The sequence below is a fragment of the Paenibacillus sp. H1-7 genome (assembly GCF_022354825.1).
Classification (GTDB): Bacteria; Bacillota; Bacilli; order Paenibacillales; family NBRC-103111; genus Paenibacillus_S.
Genome location: NZ_CP031168.1, coordinates 4,461,190 through 4,473,645 on the forward strand (window position 1 = coordinate 4,461,190; position 12,456 = coordinate 4,473,645).

The 12,456-nt window shown below is 42.9% G+C and carries 11 protein-coding genes and 1 pseudogene; 5 read left to right on the forward strand and 7 right to left on the reverse strand.

Translation table 11 applies throughout. From position 1 onward, the window contains the following. Positions 1-316 precede the first annotated feature (316 nt). Positions 317-448: pseudogene (locus tag DVH26_RS19780) on the forward strand (YnfA family protein); the annotation flags it as partial. Between the two features lie 423 nt (positions 449-871). Here the strand turns inward: DVH26_RS19780 and DVH26_RS19785 are convergent. Next, positions 872-1,645, reverse strand: coding sequence for a barstar family protein (locus tag DVH26_RS19785; RefSeq protein WP_239624434.1), 774 nt, complete (start codon positions 1,643-1,645; stop codon positions 872-874). A gap of 114 nt (positions 1,646-1,759) precedes the next feature. Beyond that, a complete protein-coding gene (locus DVH26_RS19790) occupies positions 1,760-2,668 on the reverse strand; it encodes a LysR family transcriptional regulator (protein ID WP_239635435.1) in 909 nt (302 codons plus the stop codon). Positions 2,669-2,811: 143 nt separating this feature from the next. On the opposite strand from DVH26_RS19790, the gene DVH26_RS19795 reads away from it, so the two are divergent. Next, positions 2,812-3,831, forward strand: coding sequence for an alpha/beta fold hydrolase (locus tag DVH26_RS19795; RefSeq protein WP_239624436.1), 1,020 nt, complete (start codon positions 2,812-2,814; stop codon positions 3,829-3,831). Positions 3,832-4,242: 411 nt separating this feature from the next. On the opposite strand, the gene DVH26_RS19800 is transcribed toward DVH26_RS19795, so the two are convergent. The 3 genes from DVH26_RS19800 to DVH26_RS19810 form a co-directional block, all read right to left on the reverse strand. After that, a complete protein-coding gene (locus DVH26_RS19800) occupies positions 4,243-4,515 on the reverse strand; it encodes a hypothetical protein (RefSeq protein ID WP_239624438.1) in 273 nt (90 codons plus the stop codon). 535 nt (positions 4,516-5,050) lie between these two features. After that, on the reverse strand, positions 5,051-5,362 hold the full coding sequence (locus tag DVH26_RS19805; protein ID WP_239624440.1) for a hypothetical protein: 312 nt from the start codon (positions 5,360-5,362) through the stop codon (positions 5,051-5,053). A 141-nt stretch (positions 5,363-5,503) separates the two neighbouring features. Further along, complete coding sequence (locus DVH26_RS19810) at positions 5,504-6,487, reverse strand: helix-turn-helix transcriptional regulator (protein ID WP_239624442.1); 984 nt, start codon at positions 6,485-6,487, stop codon at positions 5,504-5,506. A gap of 150 nt (positions 6,488-6,637) precedes the next feature. Here DVH26_RS19810 and DVH26_RS19815 point away from each other — a divergent pair, with 150 nt between their 5' ends. Both DVH26_RS19815 and DVH26_RS19820 read left to right on the forward strand, forming a co-directional pair. Beyond that, positions 6,638-7,117, forward strand: a complete 480-nt coding sequence (locus tag DVH26_RS19815; protein WP_239624444.1) for a GyrI-like domain-containing protein — start codon at positions 6,638-6,640, stop codon at positions 7,115-7,117. A 22-nt stretch (positions 7,118-7,139) separates the two neighbouring features. After that, positions 7,140-7,616, forward strand: coding sequence for a GyrI-like domain-containing protein (locus DVH26_RS19820; protein ID WP_079911345.1), 477 nt, complete (start codon positions 7,140-7,142; stop codon positions 7,614-7,616). 206 nt (positions 7,617-7,822) lie between these two features. Here the strand turns inward: DVH26_RS19820 and DVH26_RS19825 are convergent, their stop codons facing one another. Further along, positions 7,823-9,697 (reverse strand): ABC transporter substrate-binding protein, encoded by a 1,875-nt coding sequence (locus DVH26_RS19825; protein ID WP_239624446.1) that lies wholly within the window; start codon positions 9,695-9,697, stop codon positions 7,823-7,825. 133 nt (positions 9,698-9,830) lie between these two features. On the opposite strand from DVH26_RS19825, the gene DVH26_RS19830 reads away from it, so the two are divergent. Then, complete coding sequence (locus DVH26_RS19830) at positions 9,831-10,847, forward strand: DMT family transporter (protein WP_239624448.1); 1,017 nt, start codon at positions 9,831-9,833, stop codon at positions 10,845-10,847. 812 nt (positions 10,848-11,659) lie between these two features. Here the strand turns inward: DVH26_RS19830 and DVH26_RS19835 are convergent. Further along, positions 11,660-12,445: a nucleotidyltransferase domain-containing protein gene (locus DVH26_RS19835; RefSeq protein WP_239624450.1), complete on the reverse strand. Its 786-nt coding sequence runs from the start codon at positions 12,443-12,445 to the stop codon at positions 11,660-11,662. Between the last annotated feature and the right edge of the window lie 11 nt (positions 12,446-12,456).

Sequence of the window (12,456 nt, forward strand, 5' to 3'; positions counted from 1 at the left end):
TTCCGACCGGCTCGGCCGAAGAGCTCTATTAACCGCTGGATATGGGTTATACGGACTTGTATATATAGGATTTGCCGAAGTAAATACAACGATCGGCCTCGTTACTCTATTTACGCTTTACGACTGTATTCCGCCCTTACCCTAGGAGTTGAAAAGGCTCTGGTTGTTGATCTTGCGAATCCGGAAAGTAAAGGAACTGCTATTGGGTTTTTTGCTATGATTACGGGGATTGGCTGTTTTCCTGCTTCATTGCTCACAGCTGGTTATGGAAGATATTTGGTGCTGAAGCTTCGTTCTTAATAAATGGGATCATCGCGGAGTACTTGTAATTCTCGCGGTGCCGTGGGGTTGGCTTATCGATAAGAAAACACCCGATTTGTACGATTGGATTGAAGACGCCATTTGCATTGTAGGTGTATCCATTATGCTAGGGGCTCCTAGTAGTTAATAATTTTCATCGGTTATGTTATGGAATGCCATATACCTAACATAACAACCCAAAATCCTGACCCGACTTTTCAGGTGGTTGTTTTCGATTTTAAAAATGGGAACTATACCAAAACTAAAACCGGCTTGCCAAAGGCACATGAGGTTATTTAAAAATGGAATGATGACATTGTAAAAAAAAATAGTTGGCTTTAAGAACAATACTTCGCAGAACCCTTATTCTGCGAAGTAAATACTTTTATAGATTCTTTCTTCTCAACAAATTCGCTTTCTTTTATGATGGTTTTAGATAATAATTTTAGATTTTGCCGCGACATATGTATCGGATAATTTCGTCCTAACTTTATCGTAAAAAGGGCAAGAAAATAAAAAGAAAACCATAACACGATGGTTAGTCGCATTGTGGTCTATTCGTTTTGATGTTTTATTCAATTAATGACACTTGGTTTGAGATTAACAACTCTCTAATTTGTTGTAATATTAACAGATCACTTGCGCCATGTTCGTACCCACTCATTAACTTATTCAGACTTCCATTCATAAAGTGCAGATTAAATGGTGGTTCGGCCCCATTACGTCCATAAAAATGATCCGCAACTCCATTTAGGGAAGTACCATAATAACCACCTGGGCCGTTCATAGCTTCTCCTAATGCACAATAGAAGGTCTTTACATCCGTTACATAAGTCATATCCAAATAAAAATCATTTTTTTTCTGATCTTCCTCTTGCGGCTTATTAAAACCACTGTGTACCCGGATTACTTCTAACCATCCTAATAGTTGTTCCGATGATAGATTTTCCCATGTGTTTTTCATTGTTGGTTTTGCAACTACCCATTGCTTCCAGATTTTCATGGCCTCATCAGATGGTAAATTAGAGAATCCACCAGATACTTCCAGATTAAACCTTTCTTGAGGAATAGCGCGCTTATGAAAGAAATAAGGCTTATGAAGAAAAAAGGAATGTGAGTTTAATTTATTACCTTCTTGATCCAACATATAAAGGTTAATTTCTTTCATACTAGACTTCGTAGCTAAATAATGCTGTATGTAAGTATCAGACAATTTTAATCCTGCTATAGTTAGGTCGTACTCGTTGTAGTCTCTGCTTATTCCTTCCTCTGAAAATCCTAAAATATCAGTGCAATCCCCTATCATAAGATCACTTTCGGTATCAATTATTATGTACCTAATCATGGAAACCTCCAAATATGGCTTACTGCTCTTCAGAGAGATTCAGTTAACAATACATGTTCTTGTCCTCCAACTGTTGCGGATCGAGGGATAAGTGTTTTCCTATCGCTGAATAAGCTAAGCGGTTCTATTCTCCTCCTCTTTAGCGATAACCTCCCTTGCTGCTTCTATGAAAGACAATATGATTGGTGAAAGCCACTTGTCTTTATGCCATAACATCTGTGTGTACACGTGTAAGTCCGGAATTTGCCATGGAAGAGCAACAAGTTCGCCCCGTTCAACTTCGGCTTTAGCTACTATTTCAGGAAGAAAGGCAATACCGATCCCCGAAATTGCACATTGTTTAATGGCTTCTGCACTTTGAAACTCTAAATAAGTAATAGTATCAATGCCCTCTTTCTCAAATGACCGGTCAAACATGGTTCGATAGGGACAACCCTTTTCATTAGTCAGGAACACTTCTCCATGAAAATCTTCCAGCTGTAGTACAGTTAGCTTTGCAAGTGGGTGGTCTGGAGCGGCGAAAAAACGGAACGTTTCTTCCAGCAATGGTTCCACTTCAAGTCCCGTTGAGCGAATGGATTCGTCCAGCATAAAGACAACATCCGCGGCTCCTTCAAAGAGCGTTTGCTTGAGATGCTGGTTGGAAACGGAGCGGAAGATGAGACGAACACCCGGATGCTGTGAACGAAATAGTTGAAAGACAGCTGGAAGCCTATAGGCGCAAATAACCTCGTTGGCACTGATCGTTAAGGTTCCGCTTAGAATTTCATTGTCATGAACGACGCTGCGAGCTTCGTCCAATTTGTTTAGAACGCCTTGGACATGAATTAAAAAGCGTTTACCCGCAGTTGTGAGAACGAGCTGCTTGCCCAACCGGTCAAAGAGACGAACACCAAGCTCATCCTCCAATCCTTTAATTTGCATCGTGACGTTGGAGGGTACGTAGTTCAGCACTTCCGCAGCTCGACTGAAATTTAAAGTTGATGCAACTGTGCGGAATGTATGCAGTTGGCGCAATTCCATCATACAACCCTCCTTTTACTTTCAATATTATTGAATATAGCTTTGAATTTCATTCACTTTTATTGAGAATACCACGGGTCTATACTAAGTACAAGAAATACATTCTTACTAAATGGTTTCATTTTGAAGGGAGCGACAATACGATGGATTATGAGATTTTCGATTTGGGTGACATTACCTTGCAATCAGGAGCGATGTTACCGAATGCTTTTCTTGCTTATAAGACTTATGGAAGCTTGAATGAAAAGAAAGATAATGTCATCGTCTATCCAACTGCTTTTGGCGACCAGCATGTTCAGAATGAATGGTTGATTGGAGACGGCATGGCACTAGATCCGCAGAAATATTTCATAATCGTTCCAAATTTGCTGGGTAACGGATTATCTTCATCTCCTAGTAACACGCCTCCCCCATTCGACCGGGCTAATTTTCCGCAGGTAACCATCTTTGACAACGTTAAAATACAGCATCGGCTGGTGACCGAAAAATTCGGCATTCAAAAGATTGCTCTCGTGGTTGGATGGTCAATGGGAGGCATTCAATCATTTCAATGGGGAGCAAGTTATCCCGATATGGTGGAACGAATTGCACCTTTCGCCGGAGTTGCCAAGACTTGGCCCCATACGTTTGTGGTCCTGGACGGAATGAAAGCTCCGCTCATGGCCGCAGTTGGCTTCGATTCAAGTAGACTAAACCAGTTGACTTCTGCAGACATGCGCGCCGTAGGCCGTGCCTATGCGGGATGGGGCTTATCGCAGGCGTTTTATAGAGAGGAACTTTACCGTGAACTGGGATATGACTCATTGGCGGATTTTGTGGCTGGCGTCTGGGAAGATAGCTTTATGAAGATGGATCCGCACAATGTCCTAGCCATGTTATGGACAGGCCAATTTGCAGATATTAGTGCAAACTCTACCTATAATGGAGATTTCGATAAGGCGCTCAAAAGTATTAAAGCGCTTGCCTGCATCATGCCAGGGAGCACGGATCTCTTCTGTACGGCGGACGATAACGAATACGAGGCTAAGCTTATACCTAATGCTGTTTTTAATCCTATCGAATCGATCTGGGGCCATTTTGCAGGTCGCGGAATTAACAGTGCCGATAATAAATTTATTGATGACAACCTAAAACGCTTGTTGGCGCTTAGTACAAACAGTTAGATCATTATTAGGGTTCAATTTGCTGCGCGGTTTGAGATGAAAACAGCATAGCTTTATACCCGATTGGACGCTAAAAAGGAAACAAACACGAAACACCATCGAATAAACGAAGGTGTTTCGTGTGCGCCTTTTTACCATTAAATTTTTAAATTGGAAACATATTGATCGATATTTTTAATGATCAACTAATTTTTATCCATTGGATTCCCATAAACCACGATTTGTTTACCTTGATGCTTTCTCTATTTGCAACAGGACATGATTACGGAATTGCCCAGGAGGGATGCCAGGTATTTCCTAAAAACTTTGTTGAAGGATAATTTATTTAACATAGAGGTCAGATATTTCCAGGTGATAATCACTTTTATTATAATAAAGAGGGGCACATACGTAGTACCCCCCCCCACCTATTTAGAAACAATATTCTTCTTCGTGTATATAAGCATCTAAACGCCAATTGCTTTTAAGAATGCGTTCTTGAGCAGCTTCTGCCTCTGCCCAATCATTATATGGACCAAAAGTTTCAACATATCCATCAGAATCTGATGCAGTCACAAAAAATTTCCAAATGTTACAGCCTGAACTAAAAGATTGTTGTGTAACTGTGTTGTTTTTTGCAAAAGCAGCGCTTGGAAGAGTAAGAATTACAGCACATAATGAGAGAACTAATAGTTTCTTTAACAAAAGTGCACACCTCCAATTAGTATAATCATTCATAATTGTAATATATTTCCTTATTAACAACAATAGGAACAATAAAGAAATTCTTATAGCACGGCTCTTTTATTTTCATCTCTATAAAACAAAGTTCAAAAACACGGACTCCTTAACATACCATTTTTTGTCCAGTTTCTTGCTTTACTACTTCACGTATTACGGGCGCATCAAGAAAAACTAAAAAGCATGAGCCGGGTACAGTACCGAACTCATGCCTTACAGGCTGCATAACATTAATGTCTAACTTTTTGGGGTCACTTCGAAATTCTCCGGACTAACCTAGGGGCTTTTCAATGTCTATTCTAAGGGGTACACTTCATGGAGTCGTCATTTGCATTGTAGGTGTATCCGTCATGCTATGGGCTCCTAGCAGTTAATAATTTCATCGGACTTATTCTAAGACTTTTTGCTTCAATCAAAGCATGGACCAGTTAATGACTGTAAATCCTTGAGAGGAGCCGGATAAGCTAATTTGCAACAGTAAGTTACGCTAACGTACCCGTTAGCTCAATGCCTGCTCCCATGGTTTCGATGCCGTGAGTAGTTCATTTTCACTTTCTAAGTACCTAAGAGTCCGTTCAATATCTTCTTCACTATAACTTCGTACAATTATCATGTGAGCGATGAATAAGCCAGGAGGATCAATATTAGCCCGTGAAAGATTATTTTTTAATCTGTCAGGCGTATACAAGATACTCCAGCGATTGCTCCCATCGTCGAATGTCATAGTTATTTCAACCCAATTCCATTCATCAGGCGAACCTATAGGATCATCATCGAAATGCCAACTCAATAATTTCAATGGTACTTCCATTGTGCAAACCTCGTACCCGTTAGTTTAGTTCTGAAAACATTAAGGTAAAACATGAAAAGACGAAAGAACTACAACGTAATGAACCCTAACGCTGATGATACTGCAACTCGGGGTAGCGAACGCTGCAGCCCGGTTATTGGCCTAACGTATTTTTGTTAAAGTGTCAGCACTTCCCCTTAACCGTTCTTCCAAAATCAAGCGCAGCTCATCAGGAATCCGTTCAAACTCGACCCCTTTCCCCAAAAACAAAAGCCAATCCGCATAATACTCTAACGCCTCAACATCGGTCACATCCAGTTGAGCATTGAAAATCCCACTCGACTGGAACATCCCTGTAAAGGACAAAATAATCCCCGGCGGGTGCAAGCGCTTAAAGCGCTGAATCCCAGTCGTATCAAGCTTTACAATCAGATTGGACTCACGTCCGCCAAACCGTTTTTTGCTTAAAATCTCTTGCTCAGACCGCCTCATCTTCTGCTCAGAAATTGCCGAATCCCGCAGCATCTCAACAGGCAAATAACGAAACTCATCGGTATCAAGATCATAAACCTCGACCAGCCAACGAGCGTTTGAGTTAAAAATATGAATCAAAAAAACATCCATCAACTGCGGCCATCCAGGACTCTGCTCATACGTCAAGCGCAAGTGCTTGTCCCGCGCGGCAAGCGAAATCAGCTGGTTCAACTCTGCAGGCGCCGCATCATCGAGTTCCAAAAGATTCGGATTAGCAGGATTTGTATTTTCAAAAAGCAAGATATTATTCAGCTCGATCAGCTCGTCGTGCTGGGTTTGCGACGCGATGCCGATGAGTTTTTCAGTGATGGAGCGGCGATTTTGCAAATAAGGCAGCTGCGAATTTTTCGAGGCGATAAAGCTGATAAATATCGCTTTCAGCTCTTCTGGCGTGAAACGGACGGCGGACAGATACTGATTTTGCAGGACATTGTAGCCGCCCCCGCGCCCAAGCTCGGTCGTCAGCGGAAAACCCATCGCCTGAATCTCGTTTATGTCGCGGATCGCCGTCGCGCGAGAAATCTTGAACTCCCGCTGAATCTCTGCAATCGTAAAATGCGCGCGATTATTGATGAAGCGCATGATCAGGTTCACTCGTTCTGTCTTTTTCATGATTTTATTGTATCAGAAATGTAGCATCAGTACCGATTTTGATTCTGTTTTTGCAATACTTTTTGATATTCGATAAAAGGTATCGTTTTTTGATACATTTAGAGAATAGTATCAATCTTGTAAAAACAAATCCGCTAAGGAGAGATTAAGATGTCTAACTACTCCATCCAAACCATCTCAGAAAACTACAAAATGACTGCTTTCGGTGTTTTACTTGAAGACTATAACGACTGGGCAGGCAATGCAGCAAAAACTGCAGCGAAAAAAGCTGAAATCACTGAAAACGGCAAGCTTGCCGAACTTCTCGCGCTCGCTGACGGGCAAGAATATCAAATCAACTACGTCATCGACGGCAAGGCTTGGCGCGGCTTCGGCGTGATGGGTGCATACGACGTGGAAGGTGCGGTCGTCCTTGACTTCCTCGCTGGGGATTACCTCGTGGTGCCTGGCACAGGCGCTGACAAAGACCGCCTTGCTGACGAAATAACAGGCAAAGTTTTCGGTGGCCTGCTGCAAGAAATCACAGACTACAAATACGTTGGTCCTGGTAACTCAACTTTCGTCAAAGCAGCTGAAGACGGTACATTCTACGGCGAAATGTGGCTTCGTGCAAAAAAAGTAGCAAGCTAATCTCAGTCAAAGGAGCACTCCCATGGCAAATTACACAGTTGAACATAAGAAATCATTTACATTGACCGCTTATGGTTTTTCAATTCAATCCAATTTCCAAGACGCGCCAGCTTTGCAGAAGGAAAAAGCAGAGTTTTGGGGAGGACTTAAGGCTGACGGGCGTTTTGATAAGCTCAAAGCGGCCGCAAAAGATGATCGCGAATGGTCAGTCAACGAGGTTTATCAAGGCAGACCGTGGAATTATTTCGCGGTAGAAGCTAGCAAATCGGTGGCTGACGCAACACGCATCATCGAGTTTCCAGAGAGCGAGTACATAGTGCTCGCAGGAACCGGCGACAAGGAAACTTTGTTTGATCAGTTGACTTATCGTGCTTTTGGCGAAGTCTTGTCTCAAATCACTGACTATGCTTACATCGGCGGTCCCAATGCGACTTATCGCAAAGAAAACGGTGACGGCACTTTCTACGGCGAATTTTGGGTTCCTGTGGTTAAAAAATAGTAGGATTGGATTTGACCAAAGGGCCACCCCGAAACACACGCGGATGGCCCTTTTTGCTGAGTGCTCATAATAGTCAAAGTGGAGATATTTATCGAAGGCTTTAATTTTTTCGCTATCCATTAAATACTGTAATTGTTGTTTATTAATCTAAAGTGTCGCTCAACTTCCATTAGTGGTGAAGTATACGTTGATCTACGCTGTTAAAACTATTCAGGACGCAGTGACAGATCACGAAAATTAACCCAGCCATAGGGGTTGAGTTTTTCTGTTCCGAGCAGGCTCGGATGGTAAAAGGCAGCATGCCGCAAATGGTAAAGAAAATGCAGCGCATCATGACGCAGCAGTAAAGTTTCCACTTCCTGCAAAAGTACGGATCGGGCAGCAGAATCCGTTTCATGGGCGATGGCAGCATATCTTTGATCAAGCTCGTTTAACAATACCGGTTCAACGAAGCGTTGAACCCCATAGTTTTCATGGAGCAGTACATGCAGCAGCGACCACTCCCGATTATTCGTTGTAATAGCGTTAAGCAGCACAATATCCGCAGCATCTATCGCTCCAGGTCGACTGAAATGTTCATAAGGCAGAACGTGAATGTGTACAGTGATGCTTGCGGATGCACACCGTTGCTGAATCCACTGAGCCGTCTGCTCAAGCGAATTGTTCAAGATGGAGTGCGTGTACAGCTGAAGCGAGTTTTGATAACCATCGGTTCGTAAAGAAACCATCGTATCTACTGTAGCCATTTCCTGCTCTGTCTCTTCGTTCTCGTTCTCATTCTCTACCGATAAATGAGCCGCAATAGCAGCACTCCAATCCGGAAAAAAGCTGTAAGCTGCTCCGATCCGATTACCTCCAAGCTCCGCCACGCACTGTTCGGGCTGCAAAAGTTTACGTAGCCTGTGCCGCATAGCAGGATCCTGTAATGGTCCTTGCTTGCGGCCGTTCATGATCATGAACGTGCAGCCTCCCTCCGTCTGCTCCATAATCGTGGTCCCCGTTGGAGCAAGCGCATGAATTTGGAACGGGTGCGTGTAGAGAATAGGTTTTCCACCTAAACCACCATCGGGCATTTTTTGTGTGAGCAGCTCCTTCAATATCCAAATTTCAACCTTATCCAATTGTGCCCTCTCCCGGTAGTAGTCCGCGAATGCCTCCAGAACCACCATCTCCGCGTCATTACGTAACAGCTTAAAGGGTCCAGTTCCAATCGGTAACCGCTCATTATTTCCGTGAGTCTGACATGGAGTAATGGATGCCTTGGGTGCAGCTAGATAATGCAGCAGTAAAGAGCTTGGTGCATCCAGTTGAATACGCAGTGCATACCGATGTGTGGCTTCTATATTCCGAATATGAAGTAGCTTCCATTCACTGCACAGATTATCCCGTTCCTGATTTACGCAATGCGAATCCAACTTGCTAAGGCGCATGAGCGTATGATGGACATCTGCTGAGGTCAGCTCTTTTTTATTATGAAAAAGGACGCCTTTGCGCAAATAAAACATCCATACGGTTCCATCCCTATTCTGCTCCCAGTGCACAGCAAGCCGGGGTACAAAAACTGCATGTGAACAATCCCATTCAACAAGTGTGTCAAAAAGCTGACCGATCATATGTAGCTCTGTCCTGAGGGTTGCGTTAATCGGATCCAGTAAAGGCATTTCCCGGTAAAAAGGAAGCCGCAGCAAATCGATGTGCCCCTTCTTATATGCCGTGGTTTGGATGCCAAAATGCTTATAGATCGATTCTGTTATTTGTTGTTGAAGAGGTGAGCTCGGATCATACTTGCGCATAAGCTCCATCGCTTGCGAATACTGACCTTTGTCTATTTTGGTCTGGGCCCATGAGCTTATTACGTTATTCGATTCCATGTTAAATGTAATGATGGAACGATTCCCCCTACCCCGCCCAGGCTGCCACTCGATCCACCCTAGCTCCTGACATTGCTTCACAATCAGCTTCACGTTACGTGGTGTACAGCACAACACTTCTGCGAGCTGCTCCAGCCAAACCTCTACAGGCTCTTTTTCTGCATAGCCATAAAACTCCCTTAACTTCAAGTAGTGATAAGCAATTTGCATATAGATCTCCTTAAACAGGGTGATGATTTAAAAAGGGGAAATTATTTTATTAAAATACTACTCTTTTTAACCCCTTTTTACAAGGTTACTATGGAGCTACCAACAGCCTTGTTAGAGAAGGGAAGTAACTATTATGGATGCAGAAAAGAAAGTTAAGAACAATAGCAACAAACAGGTACTGTCGATGATTCGTGCGCTTTCGATTACAGCAGCCGTCTTCGTAACACTATTGTGGTCCTCCTCTTACATTTTGAATCAATATGCGTTTGTTGAGGGCGTAGGTCCCTATACCCTTGCAGGCATGCGCTACAGCGCAGCGGCATTTACCTTATGGGTGGTGCTGCGGCTTCGTGATCAAAAGCACGCTCAGCGAAAAAGAGGACATGAGGTTCAAAGCGTTAATAGAAAATTATCACAAGGGAAATGGAAGCTGACCTGGAAAGACAATTTGTTTCTCGGAATTACCGGGTTTATTCTGGCACAAGGACTTCAGTATGCAGGCCAGTTTTATTTGACCCCTATGCAATCCAACATGTTCTTATCGGTGGGAAATATTCTGTTCCTGCTCCTTATTGACGCGTTTTGGCTGCGTGAGTTGAATAACCGCGCCACCTTCCTAGCCGTTCTCGCTGCTATGGCCGGCATCGTCATTTACTATTATCCATGGCATTTAGCCCAAGGCAGTCTGATCGGCATCGTCTTGATCCTGATATCCTGTGTTGGTAACGTTGTGCACTTGACCTATTCCCGCTATTTGCTTACCCGAAAACAAACAGCCCCTTCTGCACTCGTTCTTACACCAATGCTAATCGGGGCTGCAGGTATGCTATTAGCTGGATTCATACTAGAGGGTATGCCGCCTTACTCTTTAAAGCTGATCCTCATTCTGTTATGGCTTGGACCCATCAATGGAGCACTAGCCTTTACACTTTGGGCTTGGTCCCAAAAGCAGCTGCGTGCCTATGAAAGTAGCCTCATTAATAATTTAATGCTGCTGGAAGTTGCCCTGATGGATATTTTGTTTCTCGGACGCAGTATTACCTATTTGCAAGCAGGCTCATTATGTATCACCGGAACGGCCATTGTTGCTGTGCAGCTTGCGCCGTTGTTGAAAAAGCCTAAACAATTGCCAAGTGAATCCGATAAATAGAAGCTGGAGTTTTCCACTATTTGAGGTACCAAGAGGAAAAGTTGGAGAGAATAAAACGCCGTGATAGCCGTTACTACGTGGGTAAACGGCCTACTGGTGTTTGGCAGAGAGTTCTTGTTTTCATCGTGTAGAGTGTGTGGTGACGTGATATTCTAAGAAATCAGCCGTCTGATCACTGGGGTATTGAACGGCATGGAAATACGAAAAGGCTCCCCGATAAGTGGAAGCCTCTTTGTTTTACTAGAATTACTGATATCTGAAATTGGACTAGGTGTCAATGGCCATCGATTTCTTATAGGATACCGCAATCAAGGAATTTCGGCATTAGAATGATACTTTCACCGTACATGATCTTAAACCATCCTGCCTTTTAGCTTAATGAGGTAGCCGCTTGGACAGTGGCGGCTTCTATGAAGCGTTGAACTATCGTACCCGTTAGCTTAATTCCGAAATCCCTCGGGCAGACCGAGGGGCGATAGCCCCAATGTTTGAATATGGTGTTATCTGAGATGGATACGCCATCTAGGAGACACTAACATTTCTTTTACTTAATAACAACCATAATCATACCATAAATTGGAACTGTCCTGACTGTTATTTTAATGAAAAAAGGGAGAAGATGCCACAGAGGCAAACTGCTCTAGATCACTCAGCTAACCTACCCGTTAGCTTAACGATCGTTCTCAAAATTATATCAATGCTTGACATTATCGATTACTCTGAAATCTTCACATTATTATGATGTCATGGTAATTGTACCGCAGGGCAAACTGCTCCAACGTTCTTACGTTATCTGAATAACTATAAAGGCATTAGAGGTCAGCTACTGGTACATGTCCCGTCATCCAGTTTAGCTCGCTATCAAGCATAAATCGAATATGCCATCCTTTCTCTGACCTAGGCCATTGATAAAATTTTGCGACACACTCATATAAAACTTCTACGCTTTCCTTCGATTTGTTTTTCAACACGTTATTCATAATGAGAATAAGATCATTCGGTTGATTATTAACGCCTTCCAGCACCTTCATAAACCATTTATGATAAGGATAGACAACCTCGTTATAGGCCAAAATGAGCCGCCCCGCAAATAAAACGAAATTAGTCACTGAGAATTCAATCACATAGGGCTCGTTCTTTTTTAAACCTTCATAGAACATCCATCTCCAACCTTCAAATTGTGCGTGGAATTTTTCCATCGTTTCGTTTTTCCGCTCAATTGGATAGCGAGATGCCGCTTGTACCAACTCTTCTAAGCCAATTATTTCGCTATAACTCACTATTGCATCCTTGAAGGCAAACCGAGCTGGTTCGCTACCTGATTCGGCTACTTTTTTAATGTACGAAATCGAAGTGTATTTTCCATCCACATAGCCACCATCATAAGGCGTTGACTCCGTTTCATGGTAATGTATATCCCCGCTTTCTAATAACGCATAATATCTCTCATCCGAAACGACCAACATAAGGTCTATATCCGAATCTTCTTTTGCAAAACCATGCGCAACGGAGCCGCCTACAATGACAGCCAATATTTCTTCCTTAACTTTGAGTTTATTTGTAACCATTTCGATAGCAGTTTGGTGATGTGGATACATCAGAATAGCCC